The 17,542-nt window shown below is 57.8% G+C and carries 13 protein-coding genes and 3 pseudogenes; 14 read left to right on the top strand and 2 right to left on the bottom strand.

The features are described from left to right. Positions 1-3 precede the first annotated feature (3 nt). Positions 4-948, top strand: a complete 945-nt coding sequence (locus NKI88_RS19915) for a PhzF family phenazine biosynthesis protein (RefSeq protein ID WP_084634057.1) — start codon at positions 4-6, stop codon at positions 946-948. A gap of 51 nt (positions 949-999) precedes the next feature. Here the strand turns inward: NKI88_RS19915 and NKI88_RS19910 are convergent. Continuing rightward, positions 1,000-2,074, bottom strand: a pseudogene (locus NKI88_RS19910) (IS630 family transposase). A 157-nt stretch (positions 2,075-2,231) separates the two neighbouring features. Here NKI88_RS19910 and NKI88_RS19905 point away from each other — a divergent pair. The 12 genes and pseudogenes from NKI88_RS19905 to NKI88_RS19850 form a co-directional block, all read left to right on the top strand. Further along, positions 2,232-2,676 (top strand): annotated as a pseudogene (locus NKI88_RS19905) (hypothetical protein); the annotation flags it as partial. Positions 2,677-3,309: 633 nt separating this feature from the next. Beyond that, entirely contained in the window at positions 3,310-4,332 is a 1,023-nt protein-coding gene (locus NKI88_RS19900) for a dipeptidase (RefSeq protein WP_352656745.1), read from the top strand. Positions 4,333-4,381: 49 nt separating this feature from the next. Beyond that, positions 4,382-5,902: an ABC transporter substrate-binding protein gene (locus NKI88_RS19895; RefSeq protein WP_352656743.1), complete on the top strand. Its 1,521-nt coding sequence runs from the start codon at positions 4,382-4,384 to the stop codon at positions 5,900-5,902. A 58-nt stretch (positions 5,903-5,960) separates the two neighbouring features. Further along, on the top strand, positions 5,961-6,878 hold the full coding sequence (locus NKI88_RS19890) for an ABC transporter permease (protein ID WP_023685644.1): 918 nt from the start codon (positions 5,961-5,963) through the stop codon (positions 6,876-6,878). Continuing rightward, a complete protein-coding gene (locus tag NKI88_RS19885) occupies positions 6,875-7,768 on the top strand; it encodes an ABC transporter permease (protein ID WP_352656741.1) in 894 nt (297 codons plus the stop codon). The genes NKI88_RS19890 and NKI88_RS19885 overlap by 4 nt, the downstream gene beginning before the upstream one ends. Before the next feature lie 10 nt (positions 7,769-7,778). Beyond that, positions 7,779-8,765: an ABC transporter ATP-binding protein gene (locus NKI88_RS19880; RefSeq protein ID WP_023685642.1), complete on the top strand. Its 987-nt coding sequence runs from the start codon at positions 7,779-7,781 to the stop codon at positions 8,763-8,765. Next, a complete protein-coding gene (locus NKI88_RS19875; RefSeq protein ID WP_352656739.1) occupies positions 8,765-9,628 on the top strand; it encodes an ATP-binding cassette domain-containing protein in 864 nt (287 codons plus the stop codon). The genes NKI88_RS19880 and NKI88_RS19875 overlap by 1 nt, the downstream gene beginning before the upstream one ends. 48 nt (positions 9,629-9,676) lie before the next feature. Beyond that, entirely contained in the window at positions 9,677-10,300 is a 624-nt protein-coding gene (locus NKI88_RS19870) for a helix-turn-helix domain-containing protein (protein ID WP_023685640.1), read from the top strand. A 135-nt stretch (positions 10,301-10,435) separates the two neighbouring features. Further along, positions 10,436-11,707 (top strand): FAD-dependent oxidoreductase, encoded by a 1,272-nt coding sequence (locus NKI88_RS19865; RefSeq protein WP_023685639.1) that lies wholly within the window; start codon positions 10,436-10,438, stop codon positions 11,705-11,707. 94 nt (positions 11,708-11,801) lie between these two features. Next, complete coding sequence (lhpI, locus tag NKI88_RS19860) at positions 11,802-12,782, top strand: bifunctional Delta(1)-pyrroline-2-carboxylate/Delta(1)-piperideine-2-carboxylate reductase (protein WP_023685638.1); 981 nt, start codon at positions 11,802-11,804, stop codon at positions 12,780-12,782. Between the two features lie 119 nt (positions 12,783-12,901). Then, positions 12,902-14,488, top strand: a complete 1,587-nt coding sequence (locus NKI88_RS19855) for a M81 family metallopeptidase (RefSeq protein ID WP_023685637.1) — start codon at positions 12,902-12,904, stop codon at positions 14,486-14,488. A 2-nt stretch (positions 14,489-14,490) separates the two neighbouring features. Next, positions 14,491-14,625: pseudogene (locus tag NKI88_RS19850) on the top strand (cold-shock protein); the annotation flags it as partial. Positions 14,626-14,844: 219 nt separating this feature from the next. On the opposite strand, the gene NKI88_RS19845 reads toward NKI88_RS19850, so the two are convergent. Further along, the gene (locus NKI88_RS19845; protein ID WP_023693512.1) at positions 14,845-15,318 is read right to left on the bottom strand and encodes a Ros/MucR family transcriptional regulator; all 474 of its coding nucleotides are present in this window, start codon (positions 15,316-15,318) and stop codon (positions 14,845-14,847) included. A gap of 1,197 nt (positions 15,319-16,515) precedes the next feature. On the opposite strand from NKI88_RS19845, the gene NKI88_RS19840 reads away from it, so the two are divergent. Then, on the top strand, positions 16,516-17,484 hold the full coding sequence (locus tag NKI88_RS19840) for a glycosyltransferase family 10 domain-containing protein (protein ID WP_352656736.1): 969 nt from the start codon (positions 16,516-16,518) through the stop codon (positions 17,482-17,484). The last annotated feature ends 58 nt before the right edge of the window (positions 17,485-17,542 follow it).

Below are 17,542 nucleotides of genomic sequence, written 5' to 3'. Positions count from 1 at the left end.
GATATGACCCCTGGCAAGCAAGGTTTCGTCAGCCCACCTAGCTCAAGTCAGGAAACGTTTGATGCGACTCGATCGGATTGCGATTTGCCGACGGTCGTTCATGCGTTTGCGGACGACCGCTTCGCCGGCAATCCGGCGGCAGTCGTGCTCTATGAGAAATATCCGGCAACGGCCGAGTGCCTCCGGCTGGCGCAACGGTTTCGCCAGCCTGTCACCGTCTTTCTTCGCCCGTTGGAAGTTGCAGGTCATTTCGAAATTCGCTGGTTCACGCAGAACGCCGAACTGGATCTCTGCGGGCATGGAACGCTGGCGGCGACATACTGGCTTTATTTTTTCGCCGACTACGGCCGGCACCTTCGAGTGTCCTATCAGTCGCAAAGCGGCCTTCTCCACGGTTGGCTGGAAGGGGACGTCGTGCAAGTCGCGCTTCCGGCAATCGACACGGCTGCGGCAAATTCCATGGAATATGAAACGATCGAACGGTGCATGGGCCTGCCGATCAAGGAAGTTCGGAGGGCGTATGATGATTTCGTTGTCGTCGTCGGCGACGAACGTCTCGTTCTTGACTATGAGCCGAATTTTCGGACCATAGCAGAGATCGATTGCCGCGGTCTCGTTCTCACGGCTCTTGTTGATCCAAAAGGAGCACTCGCCGAGTTTGATATCGTGTCAAGGTTCTTTTCGCCGAGGATCGCTATCAATGAGGATCAGGTCTGCGTGTCCGCGCACTGCAAGCTCTATCCCTATTGGGCAAGGGTCCTGGGGAGGACGGAGCTGCGTGCGCTGCAGGCATCTGAGAGTGGAGGAGTGCTGCAACTCTCATCATCCGATGGTCGTGTGATCGTCGCAGGAAAAGCCAAGCTAGGGAACGAAGGCCCGCTAGATGATCACCACGGATTGCCGTTTGCGTGGAAACGTTGGCCACGAACTTTGCAAGGGCGCGAATAGCAGGTGCCGTGAGAGGCTTATCCGAAATAGTCGCCGTGCGCTCCGGCTAGACTAGGTGTGGATGGAATCTAACATTTGGTGCCCACGTTTGACGGCGGCAATGATTTTGTCGGGGTCGGCGGTCCAACTGAAGGGCTTTGGTTGCTGGTTGTGCTCTTCGAGGAAGCGGTTGATTTGGGCCTGGAGGTCGACGACGGGTGGAAGGCGCCGCGCCTGAGGCGACGCTTCGACAGCTTGGCAAAGAAGCCCTCGACCGCGTTGAGCCACGAGCACGAAGTCGGCGTGAAGTGGAAAGTGAAGCGCTGACGGCGATCGAGCCAGGCCCGCACCTTGGGATGCTTGTGAGCGGCGTAGTTGTCGAGGACGACGTGGACGGCGTTGCTGGCCGGAACATGCGCCTCGATGGCGTTGAGGAAGCGGATGAACTCCTGATGGCGATGCCACTGCACGTTCCTGCCGATAACGGTGCCGTCGAGCACGTTGAGGGCGGCAAACAGCGTGGTCGTGCCATTGCGCTTGTAGTCGTGGGTCATGGTGCCGAGGCTTCCTTTTTTCATCGGCAGGCCCGGCTGGGTGCGGTCAAGCGCCCGGATCTGCTCTTCTCGTCGACCGACAGCACGATGGCGTGAGCAGGCGGATCGACATAGAGGCCTACGACGTCGCGCAGCTTGTCGACAAGCTGCGGATCGTTGGAGAGCTTGAACTGCCGCCAGCGATGCGGCCGCAGCCCGTGCGCCTTCCAGATGCGACGAACAGCGCTTGCGCTGATGCCAGCCGCTTGCGCCATCATGTCTGCGATCCAGTGCGTCGTCTCGCCCGCGGGTCCTGCAACGTCAGCGCCACCACGCGCTCGGCGACTTCAGGCCCGGGTGGTGGAATGCGCGAGGGCCGCGTCTTGCGCGCAACAGTCCTTGGAAGCCTTCGGCGGCGAAGCGCTCCTGCCAGCGCCACACGCAGGTCTTGGACTTGCCGGTTTGCCGCATGATCTGGACGGTCCCGACGCCGTCGCTGCTCAACAGAATGATCTCGGCGCGCCAAACGTGCTTCTGCGTGCGAGATCCCGGATCAGCGCATTCAGGCGCTGGCGATCAATCAACGAAACGGTGAGGGATATTCCTGTGCGCATGCGCCAGACTCGCATGCAAACCCGCGAAAGGGAATCCCAAGCCGGACTCTTATGTCAGGCGAGAACCACTAGTTTCCGTCCATCACTTTGATATTGTTCGGGGGCCCCTAGGTTTTTGCGCAGGCAAGGTCCGGCGGTTCCAGGTACACTTCGCCTCATGGCGCCGAGTCCAAAGCACAATCCGGCACCGCCGGAGCCGACAAGGCGCCGAGAACGCACCGTCCAAGCCAGCATATTCGATCTTTGTCGCCACGCACGAGATCGGCCATGAGTTGAAGGCGGTCTAGTGGCTGGATGAGCACTATGACCTGCTTGGCGCGAGACTTGGTTCGGTGCGGCGTCAAGACCCCCGGGGCAAAGCGGTGCTGCGCTGTGCGTTTCTCGAGCAACACCGCATTCCAACCTCGAAGACTAGCCTCGTTTCGCGCCTTTGCCCGCCTGCCGTGGTCCCTGGAGCCCGCAGAAGTCGGTGCTGCAAAAGACGATCAGCGCAATTCGGCCAGAGACCTGGGAAGAGATCAATCGAGCGCTGCCGTCGAATGCCCCAACTAAAACTGGAAGACGGTGCGGTCGTGCGGCTGGACAGCACTGTGGCCCCGGCGCAGTCCGAACGTTGCTTGCTCAGAACGATCTGTCGAGCATGGCACGTTACATCTGGAACAATACCATCGGCACAGCGAACTCGTTTGACCATCTCCGTCTTGTTCGTGGCTGGTCAGCCTGAGGTCTTTCGCCACTATCGGCCCAACGGTAGGGCAAGCGGCTGACGGCTTCTCGAGCGGTCGAGCGCCGGGCGATGGGCGCGGTCAGGTCCGGGCTGCCGGGTTCGCCACGGTGATTGTTAGTTGCACGTCGCTTTCATGTTGTCGACCGCGGTCGAACCGATGAATCCCACTAAGGACGCGTCGCAATGCTGTTCGTTGCACCGGCAGAGCATGTTAGCCGAACCTTCGCCAACTTGGTGCTGCGCAGGTGCCGCCGGAATTCAACCTGTCGTCACTGCACGTGCCCGGTCAATTGCCGCCCGAGAGTCCCGCAGAGGACCCCAGCCCGACGGCTGCCGTGCCCAGATGCGGTGGGTTTCCCGGAGTTCCTTCCGCTCCCTCGGTGAGGCGCCGAGATTCTCTTGTGTCGACAGTACGACAATTTTGTTGCATAGATGACAAAATTTTCCTACAAGAAAATTAGGTCGGCTAGTGGACCGGACGCAATGAGGACTGGACTAGGAGGACTTGATGGATGCCACGGAGAAACAGCTGCACGAGGCCGCAATCATCATTGATGCCGTATGCCCGCTTCTGGATGACCACGCGCGAATTGCGGACTACCAGGCTGGCGGTCTGACTGCGATTGCGCCAACCGTGGGGTATTGGGACGGCGCCGGCGCGACGATGCGGACGATCGGATCGTGGCATAGGCTGCTGAGGGAGCGGGATGATCTCGTGTTGGTCCGTGCCGCTGCCGACATTCGGACGGCCAAGGCAATGGGCAAGACGGGCATCATCATGCACTTCCAAGGGCCGGCACCGATCGAGGACAGTCTCGACCTGATCGACGCTTTCAAAGCGCTTGGCGTTGGCATCATGCAACTCGCGTATAACGTGAAGAACCGCATCGGCGATGGCTGCGAAGAACGCACCGATGCAGGCCTGAGTCGCTTTGGATTGCAAGTAGTCGACCGGATGAACCAAGCGCGCATGATCGTCGATTGCTCGCATACCGGTATTCAGACGACGATGGACGCCATCGAGCATTCTTCTGCGCCCGTCATCATCTCGCACGCAAACGCCAAATCAGTTCATCCGTCGCCCCGCAACATTTCGGACGAGATGATCAAGGCGATCGCTGAGAGCGGCGGCACCATTGGAGTGGTGGGCTTCCCCGGTTTCGTCTCGGGCGACAAGCGTCCGACGATCGACCAGTTTATCGATCATATCGTTTACATGTGCGACCTTGTTGGTACGCAGTGCATCACTCTAGGGATCGATTACTACAGCGGGCAGTCTCCCTACATGGATGATGCCGCTTCGATAAAGGATTATCGTGGGTTCCTTGCCGAAAATATCTGGAGCGCTGACGCTTATCCCGAGCCCCCGCATTTCTATCCCGCAGGCATCGAAACGCCAAAGACCATGTTGGCCCTGACCGAAGCTCTGCTGAGGCGCGGCTTTACGGCTGACGACATTCGCAAGATCTATGGCGATAACCTGCTGCGGATCTACGAAACCATCTGGGGGGATGAAGCAAAAGAAACATGAACGAAACGGTGCATCGGAACTCATTGTCATCGAGAACAGGGGAACTGCAATGAAAAACAAGGTCAGGAAATACAAAGCTGCCGTCGGGCTTCTTGCCCTCATGACAATCGGCCACCCGGCTTTCGCGGGCAAGGCGGACGACACGCTCAATGTTGCCTTTACCAACGAGATCGAGACGCTTGACTACTATACCGGGACCAGCCGAGAATCTCTCTCTGTCGGTCGCATCCTCTACGACGGCCTTGTGTCCAAGGACTTTAAGTCCGGAAAGTTCGTGCCCGAACTGGCCGAGTCATACAAGTTCAACTCCGACACCCAGATCGACTTCAAAATCCGCAAGGGCGTCAAATTTCACGACGGGTCTCCGTTCACCGCCGACGATGTGGTTTTCACCCTAAACCTAGTCTCCCGCCCTGACTTCGGCGCTAAATACGCCATCGCTGTGAATTGGATCGATAAGGCTGAAAAGCTCGACAATGATACTGTCCGACTCACCATGAAGGCTCCTTATCCGTTGGCACTGGAGATGCTCGCCGGCAACGTCCCTATTTACTCCAAGGCCTACTACGAAAAGGTCGGTGCGGCTGGCATGGCTGTCAAGCCCATCGGAACTGGTCCCTATAAACTTGTTGAACTGACGCCTGGTGTCGGAGTCAAGCTTGAGCGATTCCTAGACTACTACAAGGGCGGCCAGAAGGAACAACCGCAGATCGGCAAGATTAACTTCCGGGTCCTGCCGGAAAGCAACACCCAGTATGCCGAATTGCTGAATGGCAACATCGACTGGATCTGGCGTGTTCCCAAAGATGACATCCAGCGGCTTGCCGGTCAACCAGGCGTACACGTCGAAAGCTCGCCTGTTATGCGTTTCGACGAAATCAGCCTCGATCCCCACGTCCCCAACTCACCGCTCGCTGATGTACGCGTTCGCAAGGCCGTCAACTACGCCATCAACCGGAAAGAAATACGCGACGCATTCAAGGGAGAAACTTCTCCGATCATCAACTCGGCCTGCAATCCGGTACAGTTCGGCTGCGAGACCGACGTTACCACCTATGAGTACAATCCGGAAAAGGCAAAGCAGCTGCTCAAGGAAGCCGGATTGGAAAAGGGCATCAACCTGAGCATGGTCATCTCGCCCGAAGGCGTCTCGGTGGCAGAAGCCGTGAAGGCCAACCTCGCCGCGGTCGGGATCAACCTGAACCTCAACAATCTCCAGTATGCAGCGGGCGTAGAACAGTGGCGCGCCCATAAGCAGGACATGTATTATAGTGACTGGGGTGCTTATGGCGTGGGGGATGTCGCGCTGAGCGTTGGTGACTTCTTTGCAGGCACAGGCGACGACGTGGTGAACGACCCTGAGATCGTCGCGCCTGTCGTGGAAGCCTCCAAAATCATGGATAGGGATCGCCGCAAAGCGCTTTATTCAAAGGCTCTGAAGCTGATCGCCGATCGGGCCTATTGGGTTCCACTGTGGGTGTGGAGCATGAACACTGCGATGTCGAAAGACCTCGAGCTGCACATCAATCCAGACGAGTTCATTCCGTTCTACGACGCGAAATGGAAGTGATCTCCTGCCGTCCAGTCGCCACGTGCGGCTGGACGCATAACCCTTGCAGGAGCGCACAATGTTGCATTTTGCAATGCGGCGGATACTGATGGCTTGCCTCCTCACGCTATTTGTATCGTTTGTCGCTTATTCCTTGATCTTTGCGGCTGGTGATCCTGCGGCTGCCTTGGCCGGCCAAGCCTCGACTGCGGCTGATGCCGATCGACTGCGGCATCTCTACGGTTTCGACCGGCCTATTGTCGTCCAATATGTGCATTGGCTCGGTGGAGTTCTTCGCGGGGATTTTGGAACAAGTCTCTATTTCGGGCAGCCGGTCGCCACGCTTCTTATTGATCGCTTTTCGATGACAGCCCAGCTGGGATTCTTCGCCTTGATTTTGGCGCTGCTCATTGCAGTGCCGCTGGGCGTTGTTGCAGGGCGCTGGCCCAACAGCTTTGTGGATCGGCTGGCTTTGCTATTCGCGGTCGTCGGTCAGGCCATGCCCAGCTTCTGGTTTGCCCTTCTGCTGATCATCCTGTTTTCCGTGAAGCTGGCGATCTTGCCGGCCTCGGGCACGGCCTCATGGCAAAGTTTTATAATGCCTACGGTCGTGCTGGGCTATTTCGCCACCCCGGCAATCATGCGCTTGACGCGTTCAGGCATGATATCGGCCCTTGAGGCTGACTATATTCGCACCGCTCGCGCCATGGGGCTCTCGGAGACGCGGGTTCTATTCGACTACGCCCTGCGCAATGCAGCGCTGCCTGTTATCAGTCTGGCGTCGGCGCAGTTCGGTTTCATGCTGGCAGGCTCTGTAGTTGTCGAGAATGTGTTTGCCATTCACGGAGCGGGCTCTCTAGCCTGGGAAAGCATATCGCGAGCCGATCTACCAACTGTCCAGGCACTCGTGCTCTGCTTCTCGCTGTTCTACGTCGTGCTGACCCTGCTGGCCGATATGCTCAATGCTATGCTTGATCCAAGGATGCGCAGCAAATGACCGACGCCTCAGCATATCCAGCAAGATCGGAACCGATTGCACAAAAGAGCAACTTGCTGCGCTGGCTAAGGCACGGCGGGTTGGTGCTAGGGCTCTTAGTCTTGTTCATCGTCGTTGTTATGGCAGTGTTTGCGCCCTTGCTGGCCCCCTATGACCCGTATCTGCAATCGCTTGCAACCCGCTTTGCCCCTCCAATCTGGTTGCCCGGGGGAAGTTGGGTGCACCCGCTTGGCACCGACCAGCTGGGTCGTGATTACCTGTCACGCATCATCTATGGCGCCCAAATCTCCCTGGTAATCGGCGTTGGGACCGCCGTCGTGTCGGGCATCATCGGAACCACTATCGGGATTTGCGCGGGCTATTTCGGCGGCAAGGTGGACAGCGTGGCGATGTTCGTCATCACCGCTCGTTTGGCAATGCCAGTCATTCTGGTGGCGCTGGCCGTGGTGGCGCTGGTGGGGTCCTCACTTACGGTGGTCATGCTGACGCTCGGGCTCTTGCTTTGGGACCGGTTTGCGCTCGTTACGAGGGCCACGACGATTCAACTGAGGTCAACGGAATTCGTGACCGCGGCGCAGTTGCAGGGCGCCTCCGTCCTCCAGATCGTCAGGCACGAGATCCTCCCAAATCTCCTCAACAATCTGGTCGTGGTGGCTACGCTTGAAATGGCGCAGGCGATGATTCTCGAGGCGGCCCTCTCATTCCTGGGTCTCGGCGTGCCGGCGCCCCTCCCGTCATGGGGCCTGATGATTGCGGAAGGCAAAGCCTCGATCCTGTTTGAGCCTTGGCTTATCACTATACCTGGGGCGTTTCTGTTCACGCTCGTCCTTTGCACGAACCTTCTTGGCGATGGTCTGCGCGATCTGCTGTCGCCCGATGGACGCAATTGAAGGAAGGCCAATGCTTCTCAACGTCGAAAAGCTCAACATTGACATTGCGACGGCGAACGGAACTCTTGCGGCCGTTCAGGATGTAAGCTTCAGCGTGTCGAAAGGCGAAACTCTGTGCATCGTCGGCGAATCCGGCTGTGGAAAGTCGATCACCGCGCTGTCGCTTCTGGGACTCTTGCCCAAGGTGGCAAAGCGGACGGCGCGGGAGGTGAGCTTCGACGGCATCGACATGCAATCGATCTCAAAGCGTCAACTGCGGGGTTTGCGGGGCAACCGTCTGTCGATGATTTTTCAAGAGCCGATGACCGCGCTAAACCCGCTGCACACGATCGGACGGCAGTTATCCGATGTCTATCGGGCGCATCGTTGGGCCACTCGCAGGGAGGCGCGGGAGCGGGCCATCCTACTTCTCGAGCAGGTTGGGATTTCCAACGCGACGCAACGCTTGGGCAACTATCCGCACGAGCTCTCGGGCGGGATGCGCCAGCGTGTCGTAATCGCCATGGCGCTGATGTGCGAGCCCGAGCTGATAGTGGCGGATGAACCGACCACGGCTCTGGACGTCACCATCCAGGCTGAATTGCTGCGACTGCTTATCGACCTGCAGAAGTCTTTCGGGATGGGAATGATCATGATTACGCACGACCTCGGGCTTGTGTCACGCATCGCCGATAAGGTGCTCGTCATGTATGCGGGTCAGGTGGTGGAAACAGCGGCCGCCGAGAAACTGTTCACCAATCCGTCCCATCCCTATACCCGTGCGTTGCTTGGTTCAGTACCTGATCCTTCGCACCCGCGAATGAAGCCGTTGCCCTCTATAGGAGGCACAGTGCCTTCGCTTCTAACGCGTATAGAGAGCTGTCATTTCTACGATAGGTGTCCTCTCGCCTCCGATGCTTGCAGAAGGCCGATTGACCTGGAAGAGATCGGAGACGGCCATCAGGCACGCTGCATAAAGGCCGGCGAAGCAAAAATGCGTCTGAAGGTCGTTGCCTGATGAGCCACAAACCTGTTCTCGAGTTGCGCAAGGTCTCGCACGAATACGGTGGCCGAAGAGGGATTTTCGGCCACAGCGCGCCGATGCGTGCTGTGGATGACGTTTCGATCCGCGTCAGGAAGGGCGACGTTCTTGGTATCGTCGGCGAGTCTGGGTCTGGGAAAAGCACGCTCGCAAAGATCATGCTCGGTCTCCTCCCGCCGACGCAAGGGGACGTACTGCTGCATGGGCGGTCCATCGCCGGCATGACACGTCGGCAGATCGCCCAACGGATGGGGTTCATTTTCCAAGATCCGTATTCGTCGCTGAACCCGCGCCAGACCGTGGGCAAGATCGTGGCCTATCCGCTGTATTTGCGCGGCGAGAGCACGTCGGCGGAGCGGCAAGAACGAGCGCGAAAAATTCTTGACGTGGTGGGTTTGCCGTCACGTTTCCTGGAAGCGTATCCCAGCCAGATGTCGGGCGGCCAACGGCAGCGCGTCGCCATCGCGCGAGCTCTGATCTCACGTCCGAAACTGCTGATATGCGACGAGCCGACCTCGGCGCTTGACGTGTCGGTTCAGTCCCAAGTGCTCAATCTGCTTTTGACGCTGCGCGAGGAATTCGATCTGACATACGTCATGATCAGCCACAACATGAGCGTGATCCAGCATATGACCACGCACGTGGCGGTAATGTACGTAGGCCGGGTCGTCGAAATGAACGTCTCCGAGCGGATCTTCGAAAAGCCGCGCCACCCCTACACACAGCTTCTGCTGAACTCGACGCTGACGGTCGCGCCGGGTGCCGGTGTTCCCGATCTGAGGACTGACGCCGCTGCCCGCCAGGCGATGCGTGATTATCCATCCTACATTGCTCCTTGATGGTAAAAAGACCTCTGACGCCCCAGCCCGATTCGGTATGAGATAGAGATGACGCAGTTGGATTCCATACAGCAGCACAAATATCCACCGGTCGGAGTTACCGTTCAGAAGCTGCGCAAGCAATTCAGGCTCACCCTGAATGACTTGGCGCAGAGATCGGGGCTTTCGATTTCGGCCGTATCAAAAATCGAAAACGGCCAAGTCTCGCCGACATACGACACCATCCTTCGCCTTTCGGTTGGGTTGGGTGTCGATGTGACCGAGCTCTTCGGCAGTATCACCAGCAAACCCGGTGCGGCAGGCCGCCTGGTCGTCACCAGAGGCGGCGAGGGCATTCTGCAACAGACACCTCACTACCAATACGAGTTGCTTGGCGCCGATCTCGCAGCCAAGCAGTTCACGCCTCTGCTGACGCGTGTGCGTGCGCACTCAATCAAAGAATTCACCAAAATCGAGGGCCATCTGGGGGAGGAGTTCTTCTATGTGCTGTCAGGTGAGGTGATCTTGCACACCGAGCACTATGCGCCGGTGCGCCTCTTGCCAGGCGACAGCAGCTACTATGACTCCACAATGGGTCACGCGCTCGTTTCGGCAAGCGAGGAGGATGCACTGATCTTGTGGATCGCCACGCGCGTCCACGGAGTACTGGTCCAGCCCTCTTCAGCCGTTTGAAGCGATCTCGCGCTAGCGCACGATGAACTTTTGCCGAAAAGGCATTCCGGTGATCTGTTCGCATGTGCGCTTTGACGGACGCTCCAAGGGTTTGAGAGGGACAAAATGAATTTAGCTAAGTCTTGAAGAAATTTTATGAGTGACGGAAATGGAAATAACAACATCGCCGTGATTGGTGCCGGGGTAGCCGGAATCACAACCGCATACGCTCTTGCGAAGCGCGGCATCAACGTAGCTGTCATTGACGCACTCTCCGGCCCGGCCGAAATGTGCAGCCGCGCGAACGCCGGGATCATCGCTGTCGGACACGCGAAAGCCTGGGCAGGACCGCAAGCAATTGGCGCCATGGTGAAAGCCATTGCGGGACGTGACCCGTCGGTCCAAATAACACGCCTGGGAGATCCTGCGCTTTGGCATTGGGGCCTTGAGTTCTTGCTCAACTGCCGCTCTTCGACTCATCTAAGGAACACCGACAAGCTCCAGCGTCTGAGCCGCTATAGCCGCGCTCTCGTCGCCGCGGCCGAAACCGACATGGACCTACCCAAAGAAATCCGACATCAGGGCGGCCTGTATCTGTTCCAGAACAAGACGCAGTTCGACACTTATGTCGCCTCGATCAGGCGTCATGGCGACGGCGCAATCGAGGTGCTTAACCGGAAGGGGCTGATTATGCGCGAACCTGCGCTCGCCGCTATGCCCGATTTGGTTGGAGGGCTGTTCAGTGCAGCAGACTCTGTTGGCGATTGCCGGCTGTTTAGCCAACGAGCAGCCGCCTTCTTGAGCCAGACACACAAGGTAAGTCTGCATTTCGATACCCGCGTCACAGGCTTTCGCCGCGTGGGCAATGCTATCGCGGCGATCGTAACAGACCGCGGAGAAATACCCTGCTCGGCAGTGATCTTGGCCACGGGTGTCGAAACGCCCGACATCACCCGATCGCTCAGCTTTCGCCCCAATATATATCCAGTAAAGGGCTATTCGGGCACTTGGACGATTACGGATCCCGAGGGGGTGCCCACGTTGCCCTATGTCGACGAAACGGAATTGCTGGCTGTCGCAACCTTTGGCGGAAAGCTACGCGTCACCGCGATCGCTGAATTTGCGGCTCGCGATCGCTCTCTTCCCGAGGATCGCATTGAACGGATTGCCGCTTACGCGCGACGGTCTTTCGGGCACGCGGTGGATTTGGCAACGCCGGAATTCTGGTCCGGTCTGCGGCCAACCACACCCGGTGGTCCCCCCTACCTGGGCCGCATCCGGCGGTTCGACAATCTTTGGATCAACGCGGGGCACGGGCAACTCGGCTGGACGATGGCGTTCGGCTGCGGCGAGTTGCTGGCGCAAAGGATCATAGGCGAACAAATATCGTTAGAGGACGTCAGTTCGAGGGCTCGATGGCTTTCATAGCTTTGTGTTGCTGCCTGCAACTTCGACGTGCCGCGATTCTGGACGGAAGCTACGAAGCTCGCCGACGGAGCGATACCACAAGGAGCAAACGGATATGACTGATGCCGCTATCAGGATCATTGATGCCCATGCGACTGCGGCAAGTCTCCCCTTCGATGCACTTGTCGACGCCCTACAGGCCGGTTTTCACAATGGCTGTGTGGTGCCTGCCCGGCATCATCATCGTCTCGAGAAAACTGGTGAGCCGGATGCAACCCTTCTTATCATGCCGGCCTGGGCCAAACCCGAGGATCAGGATCAGTTCCTGGGGGTCAAGCTAGTCACTGTGGTTCCAGGAAACGCAGCCCGAAGCTTACCCGGACTGACGTCCACCTACATCCTCTACGATGCGGTGACAGGCCGACAACTGTCCTTGATGGATGGCAATGTCATCACCTCAAGGCGGACGGCGGCCACGGCCGCATTGGGCGCTCGTTTTCTCGCTCGGGTGGATGCACGCTCACTACTGGTTATAGGCGCTGGTCGGGTCGGCAGCCTCATTCCTGACGCTTACCTCGCCGTTAGACCGATCGAGAAAGTGTCGGTTTGGGATATTCAACATGAGAGCGCTGACAAGCTCACTCGCTCATTGAATGAGCGCGGGATTACCGCTCAGGTCGTGACTGATTTGGAACAGGCCGTAGCCGCCGCGGACATTGTCACAGCTGCAACCCTTGCGACCGAGCCAGTCATCAAAGGACAGTGGATTCGTAAGGGAACACACATCGATCTCATTGGCGCCTTTACCCCGGGAATGAGGGAGGCAGACGATGCAGCGTTGATGATGGCCAGGGTGTTTGTCGATACCCACGAAGCGTTGCACGAGGCGGGTGACCTTGTTCAGCCCATAGGAGGCGGCGTGGTTGCCAAGGAACATGTCCTCGGCACGCTCGAGGACCTTGCAAACGGGAAAGTGAAGGGGCGCACCGCCGTTGATGAGATCACCTATTTCAAAGCGGTTGGATCCGGGTTGGCCGACCTTGTCGCGGCTCGCATGGTCTACAAGAGCGTTCGCGCGGCTACCGTGTGTGTTTAGCACAAACCGCATGCGAGCAGTGCGCGAGACGGTGGGCGGCAACGCAGCACCTGCAATTAACTGTCAGGAACGGTTCTCAAACCAGCAACAGCCGGCCCAATTCCCGAAGGGAGCATTGTATGAACGAAAGCGTTGAACCAGCATCGACCAAGCCGGCAGAGGCTCGCTTGCGCGTAGCCATTGCTGGCCTCTTGCACGAGACGAACACGTTCGCCCCGTTTGGCGCCTTCTACGACGACTTCGCTCGGGCCGACGGCTGGCCAGCAATAACGTTTGGCGCTGACATTCTCGATGTCTTTCCTCCCCTTGAGATCCCGATTGGGGGCTTCATTGCTGCCGCCAAAGACACGTGCGATCTCGTGCCCATAGTGTGGGCTGCGGCCGAGCCGACTAGCTTCGTGTCGGACGACGCGTTCGAACGGATCGCCACGGAGATCTGCAGCGGCATCGCGGCCGCTGGGAAGCTCGACGCGATTTTTCTCGACCTTCATGGCGCTATGGCAGTCCAATCATATGAGGATGGTGAAGGAGAATTGCTTCGACGCGTCCGAGCATTCGTCGGACCTGAGCTGCCCGTCGTCATCAGCCTTGATCTTCACGCCAACGTCACTGAGACGATGGTGGAATTGTGTGATGGCATCGCTCTGTTTCGCACCTACCCGCACATCGACATGGCCGCGACCGGTCAACGCGCCTTTACGCTATTAGGGCACCGCATCCGACATGGCAGGGCTCTGGCAAAAGCGTTCAGAAAGCCGCCGTTTCTGATTCCGCTGGCCGCGCAGTGCACAGACTTCGAGCCTTGCAAGAGCCTGTACCAGAAACTGCCGGGCTATCTGGACGCCGCTGTATTCAATGTTGACATGGCGCTAGGTTTTCCTTTGGCTGATATTCGGGACTGCGGCCCGGCGATAGTAGCTTACGGGACAGATGCAGCGGCCGTCGCAGCCGCAGCCGACAAGGCCTGCGCGGCGATGCTCGAGGCTGAAAGCATGTTCGAGATGCCGTTGCTCAGCGTCGGGCAGGCAGTGGAACATGCCCTACTCCACGGAGGCAGGGGCGAAACCATCGTCCTCGCCGATGTTCAGGATAATCCAGGCTGCGGAGGAACATCAGATACCGTAGGACTTCTCAGAGGGATGGTCGAAGGTGGATTGCGGAACAGCGCTCTAGGGCTGCTTTGGGATCCAGAGACAGCAGCGTCAGCTCACGAGGCCGGGGTAGGCGCCGAAATGGACGTACGCCTGGGAGGACGTTTCGGGTATGATGCCGAACCTTACCGGGTCAGAGTTCGCGTCGAGCAACTTTGGGAAGGGGTGTTCACGGCCAATGGACCGTTCCTCGCCGGCGTAAAAGTTGATCTTGGTCGGATGGCGCGCCTACGAGTACTGGACCCGCGTTCCGACGTGCAGGTCGCAGTCTCGACCATCCGATATCAATGCCTAGACCAAGATCTTTTGCGCGCTGTTGGAATAGAGCCGAAGGAGCAGTCCGTCGTCGCAGTCAAGAGTACCATTCACTTCCGCGCGGACTTTGCACCGATGGCCAAAGAAATCGTCATGGTCGAGTCCCCTGGTGCTCACTGGTGCCGCAGCGAGACGCTCCCCTACGAGCGATTGCGGGAGGGCGTGCGCAAAGCCCCGATCTCGCTGACTAGAGACCCCCTTTTGCGCGAAAAAACAGGGTCCCGATTCCATGGTCATTGACAGTTTTCGTCCACATTTCCGCTGTCGAACGTGCGGGCCTCTCGACCCTGGCTGACGGCCAGAAGATCAACTATGAGATCGAGCAGGACCGCCGCACTGGCAAGTCCTCAGCTGGCAGCCTGAGCAAAGCTGGTTGAAATTTTCTCCTGCGTCCTGGCAAGAGTAGGCACGTAGGTCCTCACGGCCGCTCGATTGGGACGAGCAAAAACTGAGGGCAGCAGATTGCTGCATGGGTCGCGAATTCCTCATGAAACAAGTTGTTGGAAAGGAAGGCGGGGTTGGCCCCGCCTTTTTTATGCGACGCCCAGATTAAGCCGACGGCTGCAACGCTGCAGAAGGAATTTCAATTGCCGCAATCAAGCCGCGACCTTCTTGCGAGTTCGCTTCGTCGGCACCGGCGCTTCCGGCTCTCTCGGCGCTTTCGGTTTGCGGCCGAGCCCCATCGTTTTCGCCAGTGACGAACGCTTCGCGGCGTAGTTCGGCGCCACCATGGGATAATCCACCGGCAGGCCCCATTTGGCCCGATATTCACCCGGCGTCAGCCCATAGTGGGTCGACAGATGGCGCTTTAAAGATTTGAATTTCTTCCCGTCTTCAAGGGAGATGATGTAGTCCGGTGTCACAGACTTCCTGATCGGGACTGCAGGCGTAAGGGCAACCGGCTCTTGTGCAGAGATACCTCCGGCCGTCGCTCTCAGAGCCGCATGCACTTGGCCGATGAGGGCAGGGAGATCCCCCACCGGGATCGGATTGTTGGACACGTAGGCCGACACGACATCGGCGGCAAGCTCAATGAGGGTGTCGACGTTTTTTCCGGCTTCTTCTGTCATGAAACTCTCCAGGCGGTGAAACATAGTCAGCGAAGCGTCGCTTCATAGGGCCGGTTGCCGCTGAAAGCAACAATGTCTCTGACTGCGTTATTGCCAATGCTCGTCAGAAGCGACATCGATGCGCCATATTTCGCGGCGTGACCGCTGAGCCACTCGTTGTTGGCGACCCTGCCGAGGTGCGTGGCGCGTGCCGCTCTAACTTAGCGCCGAAGTCGCTAGTAGCCTCGAGGCTAAGCGCGCTGTTTTTGTCTCGCTTTGCTTCTTTGGACTGTGAAATCGAGCGATAGTGGTCGCTTGATGGTGGGCGTCAGGGACGATGGAACAAACGTTCATTGGCAATGGCCAAAGTGATGTAAGTTCATCGCCGGTGAGCCGCTCTTGCAAAGGGGCTGGGAACCGCCGCTGATAAACCTGGGACATCAATGTATTTCGAGGCGTTTCTTAGCCGGTCCTGGAGAGGCGGCAATGGCTGCGGATGACACCTGTTCCACGATATCAAACAGCGCGGCGACCGGCAGCTTCTCGAATCTGGAGCGGCTTCTCGCAAGTTGGCGCCGCGCCGAGAGGCCGGGCAAGGACAGTGAGCCGCCTGCATCAATCATACGCATCAACCAGCCAGCGACGCGTCCTCATACAGAATGCCGCGACCGGCCGTGTGATCTCGCCGGTAGTCGCCGAGGCCCTCTGCATGAAGCCTCCGGATGTGCTGACGATCAACCAGGCCAGAAAAGGTCGACGTCCTGAAGCAGGGATGACATGAGTTTGCCACTATGCGCAGGCTTGCCATGCCCTTCCGCGGCATTTTGCGGGGCCTGTGAGTTGGGCAAGCTCGGCACTTCGATCGACTTGGCGTCACCCGGCTCATCGCCATCACGCGTTTCGGTCTGGTCCTACGCCGTGACGTTGACTCCGTTCGCGATGCCATTGAACTGCCGTGGAGAACGGCCGAGGCGGAAGGGCTGATCAACCGCCTGAAGACGATCAAACGTACCATTAGGCAGCGCCGGCTGCGAACTCCTTAGGCACGCATGCTGCCACTCAGCCGGCCTAATCACCACACGAAGCGAGGAAGAACCTGGTCAAGTGCAATGCGACAATTGCCTCGACAGCAGGTCCCGGAAGGTTTATGCTGCCCGATGTTACCGCAATCCTGAATGGCGATTGAGTACCTTCACGTGTGAAGGGAGTGGAACTGGTTTGTCGGCCAAATTGTTGACGGAACGCCCGGCGCCCATTGTTGCTACATGTCTAGATTCTTGGGGCGTTTTGGATGATGCAATCCACCACCTCACTCCAAAGGGCAGTGGAATCTGGAACAATGTCGCTTTTGTACGCACGACATCCTTCGTGCCCGATTGGCATATTGTCTTTAACTCTGCTTCTCTTTTTGGGCTCCCTGTTGATATCGAGGCGAGCCCCAACAGGACAATTTTTGCAATCGGCGAACCGCCGACGAAAGCTCATCGTGCATTTCATGAAGGGCAGGGGAAAAATACTATCGTCCTGACGTCTGACGCAGAGCTGGTTGCTCGGCAGAATGCAGCTCGCCGATTCGTTTTGTCTCCACCGATCACTCGGTCTTGGTCTGTAAACAAGACATATGACCAACTTCTGGTCAGCGAAGTCATGGATAAGCCACTTCGGCTCTCATGGATTACCAGTAACATCGCCCTGCTTAAAGGACATCGGTATCGGCTGGCGTTTCTGGAACGGCTAAGAAAGGAGCTCGATTTTGACCTGTTCGGCCGAGGTTTTCGGCTGATTGGAGATAAATGGAACGCACTCGCACCTTATCGCTACAGTATAGCGTTCGAGAATACTCGTGCTGATTACTATTTTACAGAGAAGCTTATGGACTGCTTCGTCGCTGAAACAATGCCGATCTATTACGGCAGCCCGGCAATCACGAGGTTCTTCCCTTCGGACTCTATGGTTCTGATTGACCCAGAGGACAAGAACGTAATCCAAAAAATTCAAGAAATTATCAACTCAGACCTCTGGAAGGAACGTCGCGGCGCAATAAGAGAGGCGAAGCGGCTAGTCCTCGATAAATACAATACGTTTGCCTATCTCGCGGGCTTCATCGAAAGCGTTCAGGATAAACCCTTACCGCCAGAAATTATACACATCGAATCGCCTGAAGTTGATTTTTCGATAGACGAATGAAGTACTCCAACGCTCGCTCCGCGTGCCCGGCGGTTGGTGGTCTCACGAGATCGGTGCG

It is taken from the genome of Mesorhizobium sp. M0317, from assembly GCF_040321555.1.
In the GTDB taxonomy this organism is placed as follows: domain Bacteria; phylum Pseudomonadota; class Alphaproteobacteria; order Rhizobiales; family Rhizobiaceae; genus Mesorhizobium.
Note: the sequence above shows the minus strand (reverse complement) of the source record. Positions and strands in the feature narration are given on the sequence as shown.

What these genes read in the sequence shown, in the direction of transcription:
- NKI88_RS19915 (WP_084634057.1), top strand. Translation starts at nt 4, where the DNA reads ATGACCCCTGGCAAGCAAGGTTTCGTCAGCCCACCTAGCTCAAGTCAG.
- NKI88_RS19900 (WP_352656745.1), top strand. Translation starts at nt 3,310, where the DNA reads ATGGATGCCACGGAGAAACAGCTGCACGAGGCCGCAATCATCATTGAT.
- NKI88_RS19895 (WP_352656743.1), top strand. Translation starts at nt 4,382, where the DNA reads ATGAAAAACAAGGTCAGGAAATACAAAGCTGCCGTCGGGCTTCTTGCC.
- NKI88_RS19890 (WP_023685644.1), top strand. Translation starts at nt 5,961, where the DNA reads ATGTTGCATTTTGCAATGCGGCGGATACTGATGGCTTGCCTCCTCACG.
- NKI88_RS19885 (WP_352656741.1), top strand. Translation starts at nt 6,875, where the DNA reads ATGACCGACGCCTCAGCATATCCAGCAAGATCGGAACCGATTGCACAA.
- NKI88_RS19880 (WP_023685642.1), top strand. Translation starts at nt 7,779, where the DNA reads ATGCTTCTCAACGTCGAAAAGCTCAACATTGACATTGCGACGGCGAAC.
- NKI88_RS19875 (WP_352656739.1), top strand. Translation starts at nt 8,765, where the DNA reads ATGAGCCACAAACCTGTTCTCGAGTTGCGCAAGGTCTCGCACGAATAC.
- NKI88_RS19870 (WP_023685640.1), top strand. Translation starts at nt 9,677, where the DNA reads ATGACGCAGTTGGATTCCATACAGCAGCACAAATATCCACCGGTCGGA.
- NKI88_RS19865 (WP_023685639.1), top strand. Translation starts at nt 10,436, where the DNA reads ATGAGTGACGGAAATGGAAATAACAACATCGCCGTGATTGGTGCCGGG.
- lhpI (WP_023685638.1), top strand. Translation starts at nt 11,802, where the DNA reads ATGACTGATGCCGCTATCAGGATCATTGATGCCCATGCGACTGCGGCA.
- NKI88_RS19855 (WP_023685637.1), top strand. Translation starts at nt 12,902, where the DNA reads ATGAACGAAAGCGTTGAACCAGCATCGACCAAGCCGGCAGAGGCTCGC.
- NKI88_RS19845 (WP_023693512.1), bottom strand. Translation starts at nt 15,318, where the DNA reads ATGACAGAAGAAGCCGGAAAAAACGTCGACACCCTCATTGAGCTTGCC.